The organism is Nocardioides daeguensis (assembly GCF_019192965.1).
In the GTDB taxonomy this organism is placed as follows: domain Bacteria; phylum Actinomycetota; class Actinomycetes; order Propionibacteriales; family Nocardioidaceae; genus Nocardioides; species Nocardioides daeguensis.
The window spans coordinates 107,293-126,643 of sequence record NZ_JAHTKU010000025.1 but is presented as its reverse complement, the minus strand read 5'-3'; the positions used below and the strand labels follow the sequence as shown (position 1 = coordinate 126,643).

Here is a 19,351-nt window from a genome sequence, read left to right as displayed (position 1 = left end):
TTCCTATTCTAGGGGAGCGGGGGCCGGTCGGTCCGGAAGTCCCGGCCACCGGAACCCGGGACTACTCGCCGGGGTCGGGGCTGCCGGCCGGTGCCGGGGCCGGCTTCTCGCACTTGACCGTGTCGGCAGGCGTGTAGACGGTGTGGAACTTCTCGGTGTGGTCGACGGCGGAGTCGCCGTGCTTGCGGAAGGTGCGGGTGACGTCGACCTGGAAGCCGGACCACCCGGTGTTGGGCTCGCAGTCGGGCGTGGTCAGGGTGCGGACCTTCGGCGGGACCTGGGCGTAGCGCGCCGACGTCGACGAGTCGATGTCCCACTTCTTCGTGGACCACATCTGCACGGTCACCTTGCCCTGGCGCGACCAGGTGCTGGGGACCACCCAGGCGTGGATGAGCACGCCGTACTCGGTGTCGTTCTGGAAACGCAGGTCGACCGTCGGCCAGGCGACCGTGGCCTCGCGGCCGACCGGGTAGCGGTCGATGTAGAACGAGTGCGGCTTGTGCTGGATGTCCTTGAGGCCGGCGAAGAACATGGCGTTGAAGGTCGTCGTCGCCATCTGCGAGACGCCGCCGCCGAGGTCCTTCTTCAAGATGCCGTTGCTGATGATGTAGCCCTCGGTGAAGCCGTTCTCCGCAGTGCGCTCGCCGACGATGCCGTTGAGCGAGAACTCCTCGCCGGGCTTGAGGAGGGTGCCGTCGATCAGCTCGGCGGCGCGGCCGATGTTGGTGTTGCGGTAGTCGGCGTGCGGGTAGTACGTCGAGAACTCCGAGACCTTCTCGACGATCTTGAGCTCCTCGGCGTCCTTGGTGGTGAACGCCGCGTCGGTGACCTGCGCGGTCACCGGAGCCGTGCGCGAGCCTTCGGGCTGGGTCAGCAGGCCGAGGAAGACCTGGGCGGCCTCGCCGGAGTCGAAGGTGACGCCGGGCTTGGCCGGGACGATCTTCGGCTTGCCCTTCTTCGAGATCTTCACGGTCGCGTCGACCGGAGCCCCGCTGGCGGTCGCGCCCTTGACCAGCTCGGTCAGCGTCGCCGCATCCACCGACGGGACGAGCTCGCCGTTCTCGGGCTTCATCGACAGCACGGGCGCGAACTTCGCGGGCGTGAGCTTGACGTCGTTCTCACCGAACTGCAGGGTCACCGCGTTCGCCATCGCCGGGTTGGCGAAGGAGTCGAGCGCCTCCGCCACGTCGGCGGCGTCGATCTCGGGCTGCGCCGGGGCGACCTCGAGCTCCACGGAGGTCTCGCCGGACAGGAACGCGTCGGTGATCGCGGCGCGGGCCTTGTCGCGGTCGACGGCCTGGCCGGCCTGCGGCTGGGTGGTCTGCACGCCGTCGGCGGTGAAGGTGACCGTGCCGTCCCGGGGCGGGGTGCCGAGGCCCTCGGAGAGCTCGGTCAGCTTCTCGTCGAGCAGCTCCTCGTCGACGTCGACGACCGCGTCGACCTTGCCGCCCCCGGTGAAGTAGTCCCACTGACGGGCCGGGCTCCACGAGTCGCCGGCCCCGGCGGCGTCGACGGACGCCTCGAGGTCGATCGCCAGACCGATGTCGCCGGGCTGGACCTCGGCGTCGTTGACCTTGCCGGTCGCGCCCTGGCGTCCGACGCTGACGGTGATCGGCGCGTCCGCGCGCGGGCCGAAGGTGCGGTCGAGCTCCTCGATCGCGGCGGCCCGGGTCAGCCCACCGACGTCGACACCGGAGATCGTCGTACCGGTGGGCACCTTGTCGCCCGCCACGGCGTGCGCGGCGGCGTACCCACCCCCGGCGAGCAGGACGAGCAGCACGATGACGACGACGACCACCTTGCCGCCGGGGCGCTCGGACTTGCCGCCCGCGCCGCCACTCGTGTCAGAGTCCCAGAACGTCACCGCGACATCCTAAGGAGGGGTCGCTCACCCGTCCGCATTCCCAGGGGTACGGCGCGGGAGCAGCCCCACGAACCCGGAACCGAGCACCACGGCGCCGGTCGCGAGCAGCAGGTAGCCGGAGGCGTCGCTGGCGATGAGGTAGTCCCCTTCCGACCGCTGGACCGACGCGACGCCGAGCACCGCCGTCCAGCCGAGGGAGAACGCCCACCGGCGCCACCAGCCGCCCGGCAGGGCCACCAGGGTCGCCGCCGTCGCGGCGATGCCGAGCCCGAGACCCCAGCCGTAGCCGTGCAGCACGACCGTGGCAAGGCCCACGACGGCACCGAGGACCAGACAGGCGAGCGCGATGAGGATCCGCACTAGGCAGTGCCGGGGATGCCGGCGAACAGGTCGGTCTCCCAGCCCGTCTCGGGATCGACCGGACCGGGGGCGCCCTTGACCAGCCGGTACTGCTCGCGCCCGAACGCCTGGGCGCCCTGGTTGTTCGACAGCGCGAAGAACGGCCCGTCCGTCGTGATCTGGGTGGCGTGCGCGCGCAGTGCGTCGAGCTTCTGCTCGACGTGGTCGCTGGCGTCGACCTCGCAGGAGATGTCCTCGTCGGGGCGGAACATCGGCGGCAGGTCACCGTCGGGGTCCATGCCCTCGAAGGTCGTGGTGTCACCGGCCTCGCGGATCCGGCGCAGGCCCTCGCGGATCCTGCTCTCGGAGATGGCGCCCCAGTAGATCTTCGCGATCTCCCACGCCTCCCCCAGGTCACGGCGGTACGACGGCGCCGCGGCCAACTGGGCGGCGTACATCGCGACCCGGTGGGCCTGGATGTGGTCCGGGTGGCCGTAACCGCCGAACTCGTCGTACGCGACCAGCACCTGGGGGCGCACCTCGCGGATCACCGCGACCAGGTGCGTGGCGGCCTCGGTGAGGTCGGCGTGCCAGAACGCGTTGGCGTGGATGTCGTCGGCGGCAACGGCGTGGCCGTCCTCGTGCCACTTCATGCCGGAGTCGCGGTAGGTGCCGAACCCGCCCAGGAACCGGTGGTCGGTGACGCCGAGCGCCTTCATCGCCGCGTCGAGCTCACCGCGGCGGTGCTCGCCGAGCCGGTCCTCCTTGTCGGCGGCCAGGTGCTCCAGCTCGGGAACGAGGATCTCGCCCATCTCGCCGGCGGTGCAGGTGACCAGCGTGACGCCGCGCCCCTCCGCGACGTACTTCGCCATGGTGGCGCCCTGGCCGATCGACTCGTCGTCGGGGTGGGCGTGCACGAGGAGCAGCCGGTGGGCGGCAGTTGCGGTCATGAGGACGAGCGTAATGATGGGCCCCATGCGGATCCCCGGGCGCCTGTCGCTGGTGTTGGTGCTGCTGGGCTCGTCCGGGTCCGGCTGTGCACTGCTCGACGGAAGCTCGCGGCTCGAGGAGGCACTGGAGTACCTCCCCGCCGACGCCACCACCGTCACCTTCGCCGACCACCCGACCGACCCCACCGACGACTGGCCCGCCTTCCTCACCGACGCCGGCATCGACGCGGACGACCTCGAGTGGGAGGCCACGGGCACCCGTAACGGCCGGCTCGCCCGCGTCTGGAAGACGACCGACGACCTCGACTTCGACACGGTCGCCGCCGACCTCGTCGACACGGGCCACCCGCGCTCAGGAGCGGACGACCGGCCGGTGTTCACCACCGACACCGCGTCCTTCGCGCTGGTGCCCGACGAGCACCTGGTCGTGTCCGGCGACGACCTCGCCACCCTCCTCGACGTCGTCACCGACGACACCGACTCGCTCGCCGACGCCGGCAGCTTCGCCGACCTCCTCGACCACTCCGGGGACCAGGACGGACTGGAGTACGCCGCCCTCACGCTCGCCGTCGCCTCCGGGGGCGGCTGCGACCTCGCCGCGGCGGCACTGTTCGTGCCCGGCGACGCCCCGGTCCGGGCGGTGCTCCTGCCCGAGGAGGGTGAGCCGCAGGTCGAGGAGGACTTCGCCGACCGCGCGACCGCGATCGAGGCGTTCGCTCAGCGGACCGATCCGTTCGGCTGTCCTACTCCGGGCGCTTGACCCGCTTCGGCGCGTCCGGCAGCGGCAGCACGAACCCCGCCTTGGTGGGCGGCTCGGTCGCCGCGTCCGGGTCATCGTCGTCGTAGTCCAACCAGCCGTCGTACGTCTCGACGAGCATCTCGAGCTGGATCTCCGGCGCATCGGTGACGACGGCCCACGGGTGGTCCTCGTCGTCGTCCTCACCGGCGAGGCGCTCACGCACCACCTCCGCCGCGAAGCCGCCGCGGACCAGCGCCAGCGCGGCCGACCGCGCGTCGTCCTCGTCGAAGAAGATGCCCCGCATGGGGCCCATCCTCCCAGATCCGGACGCGCGGATGCCCCCGCGGAGGTGATGCTCCGCGGCGTCGGTGGTTGAGGCCTGCCCGAGTGGTTGAGGCGCGACGAGCGCCAGCGAGGAGCCTGCCCGGTGGTTGAGGCGCGACGAGCGCCAGCGAGGAGCCTGCCCGGTGGTTGAGGCGCGACGAGCGCCAGCGAGGAGCCTGCCCGGTGGTTGAGGCGCGACGAGCGCCAGCGAGGAGCCTCGAAACCACCGGACCCACGGCGCGAACTGTGCCCCGGCGGGTTCCAGCAGCACGGCCAGAGGTTTCGAGGCTCGCTGGCGCTAGCACCTCAACCACCGGCGGAACCTTCCAGCAGCACGGCCAGAGGTTTCGAGGCTCGCTGGCGCTCGCACCTCAACCACCGCCGGTGCCGCTGGCGCTCGCACCTCAACCACCGGCGGCAGGTCCCGGCAGCACGGCCAGAGGTTGCGAGGCTCGGCCGCGGGCGGCCTCGCACCTCAACCATCGGCATGGCTCAACCACCGGCAGGGCTCGGCTACCGTGGCGGCCGTGCCCGGACTGCACCTGACCCGCACCGCCGAGAACAGCGACGAGATCGACGCGCTGGTCGCGGCGCTGGCCGACGACGGGGGCGGCCGAGTGGGGATGGCGGGGATGGCGCCGGACCTGCCGCTGCGGCTGCGGCGGACCTTCGCGCCGCTCCCCCGGTTGTTGGGGCGCAAGGTGAGCCAGGCGTGGACGTGGGAGGCGGCGGATCGGCGGGATCCCAACTGGTACCCGCAGGGCATCACGACCTCGGCGCGAACCGGGTTCCGCGAGCAGCACGGGCACGACGTGCTCGTGACGTCGTGGTACGCCCGGCAGTCCGGCGGGTCGCGGATCAGCGTCGTCGACCTCGAGCGCCGCAGGTACGGCCACGTGCTGCTGGTGATGCCGACGCTGACCGACGGCAGGGCCGGCTTCAAGCCGCTGAAGGTGCACGCCGGCGGCATCGTGTGGCACGGCGACCACCTTCATGTCGCGGCGACCGGGGCCGGGATACACAGCGCCCACGTCGGTGACGTGCTGCGCGTCCCGGCCGGGTCGTCGTACCCCGCCTTCGGGCACCGCTACGTGCTGCCGGTCCGCTTCACCCAGCGCAGTGGTCAGGACGACGGCGTGGAACGGCTGCGCTACTCGTTCCTGACGCTGGACCGCAGCCAGGACACACCGACGCTCGTCGTCGGCGAGTACGGCTCCCCCACCCAGACGCGGCGGATGGCGCGCTTCCTGCTCGACCCGGAGAGCGGCCTGCCCCGCCACGAGCACGACGGCCGCTCGGTCCCCGAGGTCGACGACCGCGGCGTCGTACGGATGCAGGGCGTGGCCGCCGTCGACGGCACCTACTACGTCACCCGCTCCCGCGGCCCGCTCAAGCCCGGGTCGGTGTACGTCGGCCGGCCGGGTGCGTTCCGTGAGCACCGCTGGGCGACGCCACCGGGGCCCGAGGACCTGGTCTGGTGGCCGGAGACGGGCTGCGTGTGGTCGGTCAGCGAGCACCCGCGCAGACGATGGGTGTTCGGGATGCGGCGCCAGGACCTGCCGGCCTAGGAGCGGCCCATCTCCTCGCGCAGCGCGCCGAGGAAGGCGTCGACGTCGTCCTCGGTGGTGTCGTAGGAGCACATCCAGCGCACGTCGCCGGCGGCCTCGTCCCAGAAGTAGAAGCGGTGCCGCTCCATCAGCCGGCGGCTGACGTCGTGGGGCAGGCGGGCGAAGACGCCGTTGGCCTGCACCGGGTAGAGGACCTCGACGCCGTCGATCTCGCGGACACCGGCGGCGAGCCGCTGCGCCATGGCGTTGGCGTGACCGGCGAGGCGCAGCCACAGCCCGTCGGCGAGCAGCGCCTCGAACTGCACGGAGACGAAGCGCATCTTGCTGGCCAGCTGCATCGACAGCTTGCGCAGGTGCTTGAGGTGGCTGACCCCGGCGGGGTTCAGGATGACGACGGCCTCCCCCGCGAGCGCGCCGTTCTTGGTCGCGCCGAAGGAGAGCACGTCGACACCGGCGTCGGAGGTGAAGGACCGCAGCGGTACGTCGAGCGCGGCGGCCGCGTTGGCGAGCCGGGCGCCGTCGAGGTGCAGGCGCATGCCCAACCCGTGCGCGTGCTCGGCGAGCGCGCGCACCTCGTCGGGCGTGTAGAGCGTGCCGAGCTCGGTGGACTGGGTGATCGAGACGACCTGCGGCATCGCGCGGTGCTCGTCGTCGAACCCCCACGCCTGCTGGTCGACCAGCTCGGGGGTGAGCTTGCCGTCGGGCGTCGCGACGGCGTGCAGCTTGAGGCCACCCATCCGCTCGGGTGCCCCGCCCTCGTCGACGTTGATGTGCGCGCTCTGGGCGCAGATCACGGCGCCCCACCGGTCGGTGAGCGCCTGCAGGCCGACGACGTTGGCACCGGTGCCGTTGAACACCGGGAACGCCTCGACACCGTCGCCGAACAGGCCGGTCATGATCGCCTGGAGGTGCTCGGTGTAGGCGTCCTCGCCGTACGACACCTGGTGGCCGCCGTTGGCGAGCGCGATCGCGGCCAGCACCTCCGGGTGCACGCCGGCGTAGTTGTCGCTGGCGAACTGACGGGCCTCGGGGTCGTGCCGGCGCCGGGCCGCGGTCGTGGCAGCGGTCGGTCCGGTGGTCAGGGTTGCGGCGTCAGCCACAGTCGCTCTCCGTTCAGCTCGGCGCTCGGCCGGTCCCACAGGCCGGCGATCGTCAGGGCCAGGTCGTCGACGTGGGTGAAGCCGTCGAACGCGGCGTCCGGACGGGCGGCGCGCATCGTGTCGTCGAGCAGGGCCTTGACCACCAGGATCGTAGCGGCGGCGTCCCCGCCGGAGCGGCCGAACGCGTGGGCCAGCGCCAGGGTCCAGGCCTCGGCGGCGGCCTTCGCGGCGGCGTACGCCGCATTGCCGGCGGTCGGCTTCCCAGCACCGGACGCGCTGACGACCACGAACCGGCCGCCCGTGGCGGTGAGCGCCTCCTGGGCGGCGAGCGAGGTGTGCTGCAGGGTGCGGACCAGGAGCGGCTCGAGCACCGCCCAATGCTCGAGCGCCTCGGCACTCAGCCCCTTGCCGCCGCGCCACCCGCCGACGAGGTGCACGACCCCGTCGAGGCGGCCGTGCCGGGCGACGACGTCGTCGATCCAGGCCCGGGTCGCGGCGGCGTCGAGCAGGTCGACGACCCGGCCCTCGACCACGCGGTCCGCCCCCGCTCCGGCGACGGACTCGTCGAGACGGTCCTGGCTGGCGTCCGCGGCGGCGACGACGGCGCCGGCCGCCGCGAGCCGGCGGACGGCGGCACGACCGGCCGGACCGCCCGCGCCGGCGACGGCGACGACACGGCCCTCGAGCGTGCCGCTCATGCCGCGGCGGTGATGCCGCGGGTCTCCGCGATCACGTTCTTCAGCTTCTTGGCCAGGGCCTCGAAGAACATGCTCAGCGGGAACTCGTCGGGCAGCACGTCGTCGACGAGCTCGCGCGGCTGCTTGGCGAGGTCGAGCGCCTCGGCGCCGCGGGCCCACTTGGAGGCCGGGTGGGGCGCGAGGTAGCGGCTGACCAGCGCATAGGCGGCCTGCCAGTGCACGAGCTTGGGGCGGTCGATGCCGTCGCGGTAGAGCTGCTCGATCTCGGCGCACAGCGCGTTGGTGACCTGCGGGGCGAGGTCCCAGTCGATGCGCAGCTTGTTGTCGGTCCAGCGCAGCGCGTCGTGCTGGTGGAGGTAGGCGAAGAGCAGCTGGCCGCCGAGGCCGTCGTAGTTGCGGCTGCGCTCGCCGGTCACGGGGAAGCGGAACATCCGGTCGAGCAGGATCGCGTGCTGCGCGTCCTTCGCCACCGCGTTGCCCTCGGCCTCGAGCTCGACGGCCGCCTTGAACGCGGTCAGGTCGCAGCGCAGCTCCTCCAGGCCGTACATCCAGAACGGCTGGCGCTGCTTGATCATGAACGGGTCGAACGGCAGGTCGCCGTGGCTGTGCGCGCGGTCGTGGATCATGTCCCACAGCACGAACGCGTCCTGGCTGCGCTGCTGGTCGTCCAGCAGGCCGCGGACTTCGTCGGGCAGCTCGACGCCGAGCAGGTCGACGGCGGCGGTGCCGACGCGGCGGAAGCGGGCGGCCTCCCGGTCGCAGAAGATCGCGCCCCAGCTGAACCGGTCCGGCACCTCGCGCACCGCGACGGTCTCAGGGAAGAGCACCGCCGAGTTGGTGTCGTACCCGCTGGTGAAGTCCTCGAAGGTGATGCCGCAGAACAGCGGGTTGTCGTAGCGCGTGGCCTCGAGGTCGGCCAGCCACGCGGGCCAGACCATCCGGAAGACGACGGCCTCGAGGTTGCGGTTCGGGTTGCCGTTCTGGGTGTACATCGGGAAGACGACGAGGTGCTGGCGACCGTCGACGCGCTCACGCGCGGGCTCGAACGCCAGCAGCGAGTCGAGGAAGTCCGGTACGCCGAAGCCCGCGTCGGACCAGCGGCGCAGGTCCGCGACGAGGGCGCGGTGGTAGGCAGCGTCGTGCGGCAGGAGCGGCGAGAGCGCCGCGACGGCGTCGGCGACCCGGGCGACCGCGGCGGCGGCCGTCTCACGAGCCGGCGCTCCCTCGGCCTCGAGGTCGATGGAGCCGTCGGCGAGCTGCCAGGTGCGGATCTGCTCGACGGCGGCCTTCAGCGCCGGCCAGGCCGGATCCGCCACGACAGCGTCACCGCGGGTCTCGATGCGGTCAGCGAGAGAGAGAACGTCCGTCATGTGACCCATTCAACCGGAAATCTTCCTGTTCGATCAACCTGACAACGCGACTCTTTGCCTGATCGTCACCTCTGGGCCGCCTGTCGTCCGGCCACAAACGCCGCCACGCAGCGGCGGACCTGGTCGTCGGTGTGGGCGGCGGACAGCTGGACCCGGATCCGCGCCTCCCCCCGCGGGACGACCGGGAAGCTGAACGCGGTGACGTAGACGCCGTGCTTCTGCATCTCGTCGGCGACCCGGGCGGTGAGCGCGGCGTCGCCGAACATCACCGGCACGATCGGGTGCTCGCCGGGCAGCAGGTCGAACCCCTCCACGGTCATCAGCTCGCGGAACAGCGCGGCGTTGGCCCGCAGCCGCTCCCGCAGCTCGCCCGAGCCCTCGACGAGGTCGAGCGCACGCAGGGTGCCGGCGACGATCGCCGGGGCGAGAGTGTTGGAGAAGAGGTAGGGACGCGAGCGCTGGCGCAGCAGCGCGACGATCTCGCGGTGCGAGGAGACGTAGCCGCCCGAGGCGCCTCCCAGGGCCTTGCCGAAGGTTCCGGTATAGATGTCGACCCGGTCGGCCACGCCGCACAGCTCGGGCGTGCCGCGACCGCCGGCGCCGATGAAGCCGACCGCGTGGGAGTCGTCGACGAGCACGAGGGCGTCGTACCGGTCGGCGAGGTCGCAGATCTCGCGCAGCGGCGCGAAGTAGCCGTCCATCGAGAAGACGCCGTCGGTGACGACGACCCGGAAGCGGGCGTCGGCGGCGGCCTGCAGCTGCGTCTCGAGGTCGGCCATGTCGCGGTTGGCGTAACGCAGCCGGCGGGCCTTGGACAGCCGGATGCCGTCGATGATCGAGGCGTGGTTGAGGGCGTCGGAGATGATCGCGTCCTCGGGCCCGAAGAGGGTCTCGAAGACGCCGCCGTTGGCGTCGAAGCACGACGAGTAGAGGATCGTGTCCTCGGTGCCGAGGAAGTCGGACAGCCGGCGCTCGAGCTCGAGGTGCTGCTCCTGGGTGCCGCAGATGAAACGCACGCTGGCCATGCCGTAGCCCCACTCGTCGAGCGCGTCGCGCGCCGCCTCGAGCAGCCGCGGGTCGTCGGCGAGACCCAGGTAGTTGTTGGCGCAGAAGTTGAGGACCTCGGCGCCGTCGGCGACGATCTCGGCCTTCTGCGGGCCGCGGATGCCGCGCTCGTGCTTGGTCAGCCCGGCCCGCTCGATCTCGTCGAGCTCGGCGATGAGGTGGTTCCTGAATGCTCCGTACATCACAGCTCCGTCCAGTCCAGCACGACCTTGCCGACCCCGGCGGACGCCGCGATCTCGAAACCCCGCTCCCACGCGCGCGCGGGCAGGCGCTCGGAGATGACCGACCCGATCGCCGTACGCAGGGTGCTGCTCGACTGCAGCATCGCGCCCATGGCGTTCCAGGTCTCGAACATCTCGCGGCCGTAGATCCCCTTGAGGGTCAGCATGTGCGTGACGACCTTCCCCCAGTCGATCGCGAACGGCGCGCTCGGCAGCCCGAGCATCGCGATCCGCCCGCCGTGGTTCATGTTGTCGATCATCTGCGGCAGCGCCGACGGGGCACCGCTCATCTCGAAGCCGACGTCGAAGCCCTCGCGCATGTGCAGCGTGCGCTGGACGTCGCCCACCGAGCCGCTCGACACGTCGACGACGGCGTCCGCACCCATCGCCGCGGCCAGCTCGAGCCGGGCGGGGCTGACGTCGGTACCGACGACGTACCGGGCGCCCACGTGGCGGGCGATCGCGATCGCCATCAGCCCGATCGGTCCGCAGCCGGTGACCAGCACGTCCTCGCCGACGAGCGGGAACGCGAGGGCGGTGTGCACCGCGTTGCCGAGCGGGTCGAAGATCGCGCCGAGGTCGGGGTCGACGTCGGGGTGGTGCACCCAGACGTTGCTGGCCGGGAGGCTGAGGTACTCCGCGAACGCGCCGTCGCGCTGCACGCCGAGGCCGATGGTCCGGATGCACATCTGACGACGACCCGCACGGCAGTTGCGGCAGGTGCCGCAGACGATGTGGCCCTCGCCGGAGACCCGGTCGCCGACCGCGACGTCGGTGACGAGCGGACCGACCTCGACCACCTCGCCGTAGAACTCGTGGCCCGGCGTGAGCGGTGCCGAGACCGCGCCGGCCGCCCACTCGTCCCAGCGCAGGATGTGCAGGTCCGTGCCGCAGATGCCGGTGCGCAGCACGCGGATGATCACGTCGGCCGCACCGCAGGTCGGGTCCGGGCGGTCGACGAGCTCGAGCCCAGGACCCGCCGCGGCCTTGTAGAGCGCCTTCATAGCTCCATTGGAGCGCCGCGCGACCATGCAGAGCAACGGGCAGTTCCTGCACCGTCCCTTAAGGAATCACTTCACCGTAGGCTGGCCGACGTGGAGATCCACCAGCTCACGATCCTGCGCGAGCTCGGCGCGCTCGGCAGCGTCACCGCCGTGGCCGAGGCGCTCCACGTCTCGCCGTCGGCGGTGTCACAGCACCTCGCCGCGCTGCAGCGGCAGTTCGGCACGCCGCTGACCCGCCGCGAGGGACGCGTGCTGACCCTGACCGATGCCGGCCGGGCCCTCGCCCGGGCCGGCGCCGACGTCATCGACGCGTTGGCGGCCGCACGGGGCGCGGTCGAGGAGTTCGAGGGCTCCTCGGGCGGCACGGTCACGCTGAGCAGCTTCCACAGCGCGGGCCAGGCCGTGTTCGGCCCGCTGCTGCGCGAGCTGGCCAGCCACGCCGACGCCCCCGACCTGCGGCTGACCGACGAGGACGTCGCGCAACGCGACTTCCCCGCGCTGACCGCGCAGTACGACCTCGTCCTCGCCCACCGGATGGAGCACAGCCCGCCCTGGCCGAGCGCCGACCTGCACGTCGTCACCCTCGCCCGCGAGCCGCTCGACGTGGCCCTCCCGGCCGACCACCCGCTGGCCGCACGCGACCGACTGCGCCCGCGCGACGTCGTCGGCGAGCGCTGGGTGACCAGCCGGGTCGGCTACTCCCCCGACGACGTCCTCAGCGCCGTCTCCGCGCTCACCCGCCGCCACGCCGACGTCGTCCACCGGGTCAACGACTACGGCGCCGTCGCCGCCCTCGTCGCCGCCGGCTCCGGGATCGGCCTGCTGCCCCGCTACACCGCCAGCCACCCCTACGCCGACGTCGTCCTGCGTCCGCTGCACGGGCTCAGCACGAGCCGCACGATCGACGTACTGGCCCGGCCGGAGACGCTGCGCCGACGATCGGCGCAACAGGTCGTGCAGGCCCTGCGCCGGGTCATGGAGCGGCTCGTCGCGTCGCAGGGTTGACCACGGCCTGTGTTGAATGGCGCCATGAGCGAGCAGACCTGGCTGGCCCGGGCCGTCGAGCTGGCCACGTCCAACGTCGGGGACGGCGGCGGGCCGTTCGGCGCGGTGATCGTGCGCGACGGCACCATCGTGGCCGAGGGCCAGAACCGGGTCACCCGCGACCTCGACCCCACGGCCCACGCCGAGGTGCTGGCGATCCGCGCGGCCTGTACCGCGCTCGCGACCTTCGAGCTCACCGGCTGCACGCTGTACGCCTCGTGCGAGCCCTGCCCGCTGTGCGTCTCCGCGTCGCTGTGGGCCCGCCTCGACCGGGTGGTGTACGCCGCCGACCGCGACGACGCCGCGCGGGGCGGGTTCGACGACCGCGCGTTCTACGAGCTCTTCGACCGGCCGCGCGCGGAGTGGTCGATGGCCCTCACCCACGTCACCACGCCCGACGCTGCCGCACCCTTCGACGCCTGGCTGGCCAACGAGGCACGCACCGCCTACTGATCGTTGACCTTCCCCATCCTCACCGTTGAGCTTCCCCATCCTCACCGTTGAGCTTCCCCATCCTCCCCATCAAGCTTCCGCTCGGCTCCCAAGGGCGCGCGACGGCAACTCAACGGCGAGGATGCGACAACTCAAGTGCGAGCTTCCGGCAACTCAATGGTGAGGATGCGGCAACTCAACGGTGGGGATGCGGCAGGTCATCGGGGGGGCTAGTGACTCTCGGCGGTCGCGAGGGTGATGCCGAGGCCGACCATCATCACGCCGCCGGCCGCGCCGAGGGAGTCGAGCCGCTTCGGGTCCCGGGCGAACCAGTCCCGGGCGCGGGCGGCGACCAGCGCCCAGCAGCCGTCCGAGCACACGGCCATCGCACCGAAGAGCACGCCGAGGAGCAGCAGCTGCGGCGCCGCCGGCGCCCCGCCGTCGATGAACTGCGGCAAGAAGGCCACGAAGAACACGATCGTCTTCGGGTTGGTCGCCCCGACCACGAACCCGGTGCGCACCGACACGAGCCCCCTCGCCGGTGTGGTCGCCGTCCCGACCCCGACGGCCTCGAGGGCGGCGCGGGCGTCGGCGCGGTGCAGGACCGCGCGGACACCGAGGTAGATGACGTACGCCGCGCCGGCGAGCTTGAGCAGCGTGAACGCCGTCGCGGAGGCGGCCACCACCGCGCCCAGGCCGACGGCCACGAGCACGACCTGCGCGACCAGGCCGAGGGCGTTGCCCACCACCGAGAGGAGCGCGTCGCGGCGCCCGACGGTGAGCGCGCGGCCGATCGTGAACAGCAGGCTCGGCCCCGGGACCTGGATGAACAGGAACGAGGCGACCGCGAACGCGGCGAGCTGGCTGGTGGACGGCATGGCGGAAGTATCCGCCCCGGTGGTGCGATCGCGCGAACCGATTCCTCAGCTGGCCCGCCCAGGAGCCGATCGGCCGGGGGTGGAGGCGGAGCAGGAGCGGCGAGGGTGCCCCTCGTGGTGCGTGACCACGGCGGCAGAGCATGCCGAGGACGACCCGGGCACGTGGCTGCACGAGGGCCCGCGCTTCGGCCTGCTCCGGACCTGGTGGCTGGAGGGTGCGGCCGCCGAGCCGGCCTTCAGCGCCACCGTGGCCGACGAAGCGACGGGCTGCGGCGCCGAGCTGAGCGCCGACGACCTGCGGCAGCTGGCGACCGATGCGCTCGACGCCGCGATGTGGCTGGACCGGCAGGCCCGCAGCACCCCCTCCGAGCACGGCGTGTCGGTGGTCGAGCTGGTACGCCGGGCCCACGAGGGCTCGACGCGGTCAGCCTGAGAGGACAGCGAGCGCCAGCCGGCGAGCGGTCTCGAGCGCGGCGTCGTCGCCGAACAGCTGGCGGCGGGTGTTGGCGGCGACCAGGTAGGCGTCGATCCGGAAGGCGTCCTCGGCGGGCTCCGTGGAGCCGGAGGTGGTCAGCTCGCGCTCGAGCAGGTCGAGCCACTCGCGCTTGAGCGCGCGGACCGCGTCGGCGACCGGCCCGTCGCGGCGGCCGTACTCGGCCGAGGTGGCGGCGACGAAGCAGCCGCCCGGGAACACTCCCGCGCGCTGGTAGGCGACCCACGCGTCGAGCAGGGCCGCCAGCCGGACCCGCCCCGGATCGGCGCCCCAGACCGGGGCGATCACGGTGTCGACGTACACCTGGCGTGCCTCGGCGACCGCCGCCACCTGGATCGCCTCGCGGCAGCTGAACACCGTCAGGATGCCGCTCTTGCTCAGCCCGGTCGCGCTCGCCAGTGCCCCGACGGAGATCGAGTCCAGGCCGTGCGTGGTCGCGATGTCGGCCGCGCACCGCGCTGCCCGGCGTCGGGTCACGTCCCCCCGCGCCCGCCGTCCGTCGGTGCTGGCTGCCACGGGCACAACTATACGACCGACTGGACGTAAAGATGGATCGGGGCTAGCGTCCGAGGGCATGGACCAGCTCGAGGACTCGATCGGGATCGACGCCCCGCCCGCGGCGGTGTGGGCACTCGTCAGCGACGTACGCCGGATGGCCGAGTGGAGCCCGCAGGTCACCTCCACCCGGATCAAGGACGCCGCCGAGCCCGGCGAGGGCGTCGCCTTCACCAACCGCAACCAGCACGGCGAGCTGGCGTGGACGACGCACGCGCGGATCGTCCGGTTCGCGCCCGAGGAGGAGATCGCCTTCCGGGTCGAGGAGAACTGGGCCGTGTGGTCCTTCCACCTCGCCCCGGACGGAGCCGGCACCCGGCTCACCCAGCGGCGCGCCACCCCCGACGGCATCTCCGAGCTCTCCCGCGAGCTCACCGAGGGCTTCCTCGGCGGCATGGAGAGCTTCACCGCGTCGCTGCGCGACGGGATGCGTCAGACGCTGGTCGGGATCAAGGCGACCGCGGAGGCCTGAGCACCCGCGCCGCCCGCCGTACGTCGTCGGTGAGCGCCGCGAGCTCCGGGCTGTCGAGGCGCCACCGCTGCCAGAACAGCGGTACGACGACCGGCCGGGCGCCCGGCAGCCGGACCACCTCCTCGGCGGCCACGCTGTCGGCGAGCTGCGGGTCCAGGAGCATCCCCCAGCCGAGGCCGGCCCGGATCGCCTCGTGGAAGTCCGCCGTGCTGGGGACCCGGTGCACGACGGGCGGGCGACCCACGTCGTGGGTGGCGAGGAGGGCGTCTTGCAGGTGGTCCTTCTCGTCGTAGACGACCAGCGGCATCGCCGCCCAGTCGATGCCGCGGCCGCGGCGGTGCCGCTCGACCAGCCAGGGCGCTGCGGCGGGCGTGTACCGGATCCCGCCGAGGCGCTCGACGACACAGCCCTGCACGGGGTGCGGCTCGTCGGTGACCGCGGCCAGCACCTCCCCGCGCCGCAGCAGGTCGTCGGAGTAGGCCTGGTCCTCGACGTGCAGGCGCAGCGCGGTGCCCGGACGGCGCGCGACGGCGGCGAGCACCGGGCGGAACCAGGTCGCCAGGGAGTCGGCGTTGACCGCGACGGCGAGGTCGACGATCTCGTCGCCGCCGAGGCTGAGCGCGGCCTCGGCAGCGAGGAGGCGCAGCTGCCGGCCGAGTCGCACGAGCGGCTCCCCCGCCGGCGTCACGCTCGCGGGCGTCGTACGGCGGACGAGGACCTGGCCCGCGGCCCGTTCCAGCGCGCGCACCCGCTGGCTCACCGCGCTCGCGGTGACGTGGAGCCGGTGGGCGGCGGCCTCGAATGTGCCCTCCTCGGTGATGGCGACCAGGGTCTCCAGCTGGGCCGGGTCGAAGCGCATGGGAGCGATAGTAAGCATTGCTCATGTTCCTTAAGGAACATTCGCTGTTCTTCACTGCCGTCGCGCCCTACCGTCGACGACGTGCTCGCCCCTGCCCTCGCCGGCCTGCTGACCACGGCCTCCCTCATCGTCGCGATCGGCGCTCAGAACGCCTACGTCCTGCGGCAGGGCCTGCTCCGCTCCCACGTCGGCGTCGTGGTGCTCATCTGCGCGGCGTCCGACGCGATCCTCATCGCGGCGGGCATCGCCGGTGTCGGCGCCCTGGTGGACGAGACCGGTTGGGCCCTCACGGTCGTGCGGTGGCTCGGCGTCGCCTTCCTGCTCTGGTACGCCGCCGGCTCGCTGCGCCGCGCCGCCCGGCCCGAGTCGCTGGCCGCCGTCAACGGCACGGCGAGCGCCGGGGCCGAGACCCGGCGCAGCGTCGTGACCCGGGTGGTCCTGCTGACCTGGCTCAACCCGCACGTGTACCTCGACACGCTGCTGCTCATCGGGTCGATCGCGACCGCCCACGACGGCGGCGAGCCAGCGGGCCGCTGGTGGTTCGGCGTCGGCGCGACGCTCGCGAGCCTGCTCTGGTTCTGCGGCCTGGGTTTCGGTGCGCGACTGCTCGCACCGCTGCTGTCCCGGCCTCGGTCCTGGCAGGTACTGGAGCTGTGCATCGCGGGGACCATGGTCCTGGTCGCCGCCAAGCTCGCCCTGGGGTGATCTCGAACCTCCCGGGACGAGGATGTGCGCCGTTCACGTGGCGCACACCTTGCGGCCAACCGCTGCTCGCGACCGGTTGTCGTGGGCTTTCTAACCTCCGGGCGGTCGCGCCGACCGGCGGCGCGGAGGAAAGGGACAACCCGAGCATGCGATCTCGCATCAAGACGACCGCCCTGGCCGCGGTGCTGCTGGCCGGCACCGCCGGTGCCGGCGCGGGCCTGGCCAACCAGGCCACCGCCGCCGAACCCGCCGCGGGCAAGGCGAAGAACGTCATCTACCTGCTGGGCGACGGCATGGGCCGCACGCACGTGACGGCGGGCCGCGAGCGCTTCTACGGCGCCGACGGCAAGCTGAACATGGAGACGATGCCGGTGGTCGGCCAGGTGTCGACCTACGCCGTCGAGAAGAACTCCGGCCAGCCCGGTGCCGCCGACTTCCACCCGAACCTGGTCACCGACTCCGCCTCGGCCGCCACCGCGTGGTCCTCCGGCGTCAAGACCTACAACGCCGCGCTCGGCATCGACGGCAAGGGCAACCTCGCGCCGACCGTCATGGAGCAGGCGCACGCCGCCGGCCTGGCGACCGGCAACGTGTCGACCGCCGAGATCACCGACGCGACCCCCGCCGGCCAGATGTCGCACGCGCTCGCGCGCGGCTGCCAGGGCCCGACGTACTCGGCCGCCAGCTGCCAGGACAACGCCATCACCGGCGCCGACCTGCCGACCAGCGACGTCCGGGTCACCCCGATCGCCGACCAGATCGCCCGCAACCAGACCGCCGACGTCATCCTCGGCGGCGGACTCGCGCGCTTCGACGCCGCCGACCAGAGCGCGCTCGAGGCCAACGGCTACAGCGTCCTGGGCTCGCCGGCGACCCAGACCGTCGCGACCGAGGCCGACCTCAACGCCGCGAGCGGCCAGAAGGTCTTCGGGCTGTTCAACAAGGGCAACCTGACCGTCGAGAAGTCCAAGCAGGACAACCCCGGCTCGCCCCAGGCGCTGGAGCCGACGGTCGCCGAGATGACCTCCAAGGCGATCAGCCTGCTCAAGTCCAAGAGCGCCGCCACCGGCGGCAGGGGCTTCTACCTGCAGGTCGAGGGTGCGCTCATCGACAAGCGCTCGCACGCCAACGACGCCGCGCAGACCCTCGAGGAGATCAAGGCGTTCGACGACGCGGTCAAGGTCGCGCTCGACTTCGCCAAGGCCGACGGCAACACCCTCGTGGTCGTCACCGCCGACCACGAGTGCGCCGGCTTCAACATCATCGAGAAGGGCAGCTTCACCAACGCCGAGGCCGACGTCCCCCCGGTCAACAAGGACTCGGGCAACCCGGCCAACAACTCGACCCCGCTGCGCACCGCCAACCAGGCCAAGGCCGCCGGTCGTGAGGCCTTCGCCCCGGCGACCTTCCGCACCAAGGACGACCCGGCCTCCGTGCACGACGGCGACGCGGCCGCGAGCCTGTGGCTCTCCTACCTGTCGGGCAACCACACCGGCGCCGACGTCCCGGTCTTCGCCTACGGTCCCGGCTCGTCCGCGATCAGCAACGAGATCGACAACACCGACCTGTTCAACATCGTGCGCAGCGCGCTGAACCTCGACGGCTCGGCCACCCCGGCCAAGGCGGCGTCGAGCACCGGCCTCACGGCGCCGAAGAGCGTCAAGGCGGGCAAGAAGGTGGCCGTCAAGGTCGCCGTCACCCCGGCCGCCGCCACCGGCTCGGTGAAGGTCCTCGACAAGGGCAAGGTCGTCAAGACGGTCACCGTCTCCGGCACCACCGTCAAGGTGAAGCTCAAGCTCAAGAAGGGCAAGCACAAGCTGGCGGCGGAGTACGCCGGCAGCGCGTCGTACAACCCGTCGACGTCGCCGACCGTGAAGGTCCACGTGCGCTGACCATGAAGTTCCGCATCACTGCTGTCTCGGTCGCCGCCGCGCTCGCCCTCGCGGGCTGCGGCGGCGCCGGGAACGGCGGCCCCGCCGCCTCCTCGACCCCGTCGACCACCCCGAGCCCGGTGATGGTCACCTCCTTCCCGGACCTCCCGGCCCCGACCGGTGAGCCGGACCTGCCGGGCATCGCCACCGCCGCGCCCGCGTCCGCCGGCTCCGTGGGCCGCATCCCCGGCCCGTTCGACGACCGGGTCAGCCTCGGCCCGCTGAGCTTCGACGGCCAGCGCGTCGTCGGTTCCCTCGACGTCACCAGTGACGTCTCGGACCTGCTCGAGCTGCAGGTGCTCGCGGGGTTCTACGACGCCTCGGGCACGCTGGTCGGCCGCGGCCGGTTCACCCACCACCTCGACGAGGACACCCACCACGACGACGGCCCGCCCTCGCAGCACGAGGCGTTCACGATCGCCGTGCCGAAGAAGCTGCGCGGCCAGGCCGTCTCGGCCGCGGTCGGCGTCCCGGTCCTCGTCAACGAGTAGCCGGCCGGTAGCCTGCCGGCGTGGACCAGGACAGGTACGGCGCCCGCCCGCGCTGGCAGAAGCTGCTCCTCGGCCTGCCCCCGGCGCTGCTCCTGCTGCTCGTCGGCGGCTACTGGACGCTCCTGTCGTGGGGCGTCATCGGGGACGAGAAGTCCGAGACGTTCTCGATCGTCGGGCCGATCCTCTCCGGCTTCGGCGTGGCGCTCGGCTGGGTCGTGCTGCAGCGCCGCGACTGACCCGTCGGCCGCC

22 protein-coding genes are annotated in these 19,351 nt (G+C 72.4%); 10 read left to right on the top strand and 12 right to left on the bottom strand.

What is annotated here, in order from left to right; translation table 11 throughout:
* Window positions 1-61 precede the first annotated feature (61 nt).
* From KU893_RS20595 to mshB, 3 genes are read right to left on the bottom strand one after another with little or no spacing between them, the layout of a single operon-like run.
* Window positions 62-1,864 (bottom strand): VanW family protein, encoded by a 1,803-nt coding sequence (locus KU893_RS20595; protein WP_218236256.1) that lies wholly within the window; start codon window positions 1,862-1,864, stop codon window positions 62-64.
* A 24-nt stretch (window positions 1,865-1,888) separates the two neighbouring features.
* Window positions 1,889-2,224, bottom strand: coding sequence for a hypothetical protein (locus tag KU893_RS20590; RefSeq protein WP_218236255.1), 336 nt, complete (start codon window positions 2,222-2,224; stop codon window positions 1,889-1,891).
* Window positions 2,224-3,153: an N-acetyl-1-D-myo-inositol-2-amino-2-deoxy-alpha-D-glucopyranoside deacetylase gene (gene mshB / locus KU893_RS20585; RefSeq protein WP_218236254.1), complete on the bottom strand. Its 930-nt coding sequence runs from the start codon at window positions 3,151-3,153 to the stop codon at window positions 2,224-2,226. The genes KU893_RS20590 and mshB overlap by 1 nt, the downstream gene beginning before the upstream one ends.
* A 25-nt stretch (window positions 3,154-3,178) precedes the next feature.
* On the opposite strand from mshB, the gene KU893_RS20580 reads away from it, so the two are divergent.
* Window positions 3,179-3,913, top strand: coding sequence for a hypothetical protein (locus tag KU893_RS20580; RefSeq protein WP_218236253.1), 735 nt, complete (start codon window positions 3,179-3,181; stop codon window positions 3,911-3,913).
* On the opposite strand, the gene KU893_RS20575 is transcribed toward KU893_RS20580, so the two are convergent.
* Window positions 3,897-4,196: a hypothetical protein gene (locus KU893_RS20575; RefSeq protein WP_246592950.1), complete on the bottom strand. Its 300-nt coding sequence runs from the start codon at window positions 4,194-4,196 to the stop codon at window positions 3,897-3,899. The two genes, KU893_RS20580 and KU893_RS20575, sit on opposite strands and share 17 nt — an antisense overlap.
* A gap of 547 nt (window positions 4,197-4,743) precedes the next feature.
* On the opposite strand from KU893_RS20575, the gene KU893_RS20570 reads away from it, so the two are divergent.
* Window positions 4,744-5,784, top strand: a complete 1,041-nt coding sequence (locus KU893_RS20570; protein WP_218236251.1) for a hypothetical protein — start codon at window positions 4,744-4,746, stop codon at window positions 5,782-5,784.
* Here KU893_RS20570 and KU893_RS20565 read toward each other — a convergent pair.
* The 5 genes from KU893_RS20565 to tdh all read right to left on the bottom strand — a co-directional run bounded on the left by KU893_RS20565 (window position 5,781) and on the right by tdh (window position 11,242).
* A complete protein-coding gene (locus tag KU893_RS20565; protein ID WP_257440817.1) occupies window positions 5,781-6,884 on the bottom strand; it encodes a threonine aldolase family protein in 1,104 nt (367 codons plus the stop codon). The two genes, KU893_RS20570 and KU893_RS20565, sit on opposite strands and share 4 nt — an antisense overlap.
* Window positions 6,863-7,582 carry an SDR family NAD(P)-dependent oxidoreductase gene (locus KU893_RS20560; RefSeq protein WP_218236250.1) on the bottom strand — a complete coding sequence of 240 codons (720 nt, stop codon included), beginning with the start codon at window positions 7,580-7,582 and terminating at the stop codon, window positions 6,863-6,865. The genes KU893_RS20565 and KU893_RS20560 overlap by 22 nt, the downstream gene beginning before the upstream one ends.
* Entirely contained in the window at window positions 7,579-8,952 is a 1,374-nt protein-coding gene (locus KU893_RS20555) for a DUF6421 family protein (RefSeq protein ID WP_218236249.1), read from the bottom strand. Before KU893_RS20555 ends, KU893_RS20560 begins: the two co-directional genes overlap by 4 nt.
* 65 nt (window positions 8,953-9,017) lie before the next feature.
* Window positions 9,018-10,199, bottom strand: a complete 1,182-nt coding sequence (locus KU893_RS20550; RefSeq protein WP_218236248.1) for a glycine C-acetyltransferase — start codon at window positions 10,197-10,199, stop codon at window positions 9,018-9,020.
* Window positions 10,199-11,242, bottom strand: coding sequence for an L-threonine 3-dehydrogenase (gene tdh, locus KU893_RS20545; RefSeq protein ID WP_218236247.1), 1,044 nt, complete (start codon window positions 11,240-11,242; stop codon window positions 10,199-10,201). The genes KU893_RS20550 and tdh overlap by 1 nt, the downstream gene beginning before the upstream one ends.
* Window positions 11,243-11,332: 90 nt before the next feature.
* Between tdh and KU893_RS20540 the strand changes: the two genes are divergently transcribed.
* Window positions 11,333-12,247 (top strand): LysR family transcriptional regulator, encoded by a 915-nt coding sequence (locus KU893_RS20540; RefSeq protein ID WP_218236246.1) that lies wholly within the window; start codon window positions 11,333-11,335, stop codon window positions 12,245-12,247.
* Between the two features lie 24 nt (window positions 12,248-12,271).
* Window positions 12,272-12,739 (top strand): nucleoside deaminase, encoded by a 468-nt coding sequence (locus KU893_RS20535; protein WP_218236245.1) that lies wholly within the window; start codon window positions 12,272-12,274, stop codon window positions 12,737-12,739.
* A 209-nt stretch (window positions 12,740-12,948) separates the two neighbouring features.
* On the opposite strand, the gene KU893_RS20530 is transcribed toward KU893_RS20535, so the two are convergent.
* On the bottom strand, window positions 12,949-13,596 hold the full coding sequence (locus KU893_RS20530) for a LysE family translocator (protein WP_218236244.1): 648 nt from the start codon (window positions 13,594-13,596) through the stop codon (window positions 12,949-12,951).
* Between the two features lie 121 nt (window positions 13,597-13,717).
* Between KU893_RS20530 and KU893_RS20525 the strand changes: the two genes are divergently transcribed.
* Window positions 13,718-14,029 (top strand): hypothetical protein, encoded by a 312-nt coding sequence (locus KU893_RS20525; RefSeq protein WP_218236243.1) that lies wholly within the window; start codon window positions 13,718-13,720, stop codon window positions 14,027-14,029.
* On the opposite strand, the gene KU893_RS20520 is transcribed toward KU893_RS20525, so the two are convergent.
* Window positions 14,021-14,605, bottom strand: coding sequence for a TetR family transcriptional regulator C-terminal domain-containing protein (locus tag KU893_RS20520; RefSeq protein ID WP_218236242.1), 585 nt, complete (start codon window positions 14,603-14,605; stop codon window positions 14,021-14,023). The two genes, KU893_RS20525 and KU893_RS20520, sit on opposite strands and share 9 nt — an antisense overlap.
* 58 nt (window positions 14,606-14,663) lie before the next feature.
* Here KU893_RS20520 and KU893_RS20515 point away from each other — a divergent pair, with 58 nt between their 5' ends.
* Window positions 14,664-15,116 (top strand): SRPBCC family protein, encoded by a 453-nt coding sequence (locus KU893_RS20515; RefSeq protein ID WP_218236241.1) that lies wholly within the window; start codon window positions 14,664-14,666, stop codon window positions 15,114-15,116.
* Here KU893_RS20515 and KU893_RS20510 read toward each other — a convergent pair.
* On the bottom strand, window positions 15,094-15,975 hold the full coding sequence (locus KU893_RS20510) for an ArgP/LysG family DNA-binding transcriptional regulator (RefSeq protein ID WP_218236240.1): 882 nt from the start codon (window positions 15,973-15,975) through the stop codon (window positions 15,094-15,096). The two genes, KU893_RS20515 and KU893_RS20510, sit on opposite strands and share 23 nt — an antisense overlap.
* 81 nt (window positions 15,976-16,056) lie before the next feature.
* Between KU893_RS20510 and KU893_RS20505 the strand changes: the two genes are divergently transcribed.
* The 4 genes from KU893_RS20505 (at window position 16,057) to KU893_RS20490 (ending at window position 19,338) form a co-directional block, all read left to right on the top strand.
* Complete coding sequence (locus tag KU893_RS20505) at window positions 16,057-16,680, top strand: LysE/ArgO family amino acid transporter (RefSeq protein WP_218236239.1); 624 nt, start codon at window positions 16,057-16,059, stop codon at window positions 16,678-16,680.
* Between the two features lie 146 nt (window positions 16,681-16,826).
* Complete coding sequence (locus KU893_RS20500) at window positions 16,827-18,572, top strand: alkaline phosphatase (protein ID WP_218236238.1); 1,746 nt, start codon at window positions 16,827-16,829, stop codon at window positions 18,570-18,572.
* A gap of 2 nt (window positions 18,573-18,574) precedes the next feature.
* Window positions 18,575-19,102 carry a hypothetical protein gene (locus KU893_RS20495; protein WP_218236237.1) on the top strand — a complete coding sequence of 176 codons (528 nt, stop codon included), beginning with the start codon at window positions 18,575-18,577 and terminating at the stop codon, window positions 19,100-19,102.
* A gap of 20 nt (window positions 19,103-19,122) precedes the next feature.
* A complete protein-coding gene (locus KU893_RS20490; protein ID WP_218236236.1) occupies window positions 19,123-19,338 on the top strand; it encodes a hypothetical protein in 216 nt (71 codons plus the stop codon).
* Window positions 19,339-19,351 lie beyond the last annotated feature (13 nt).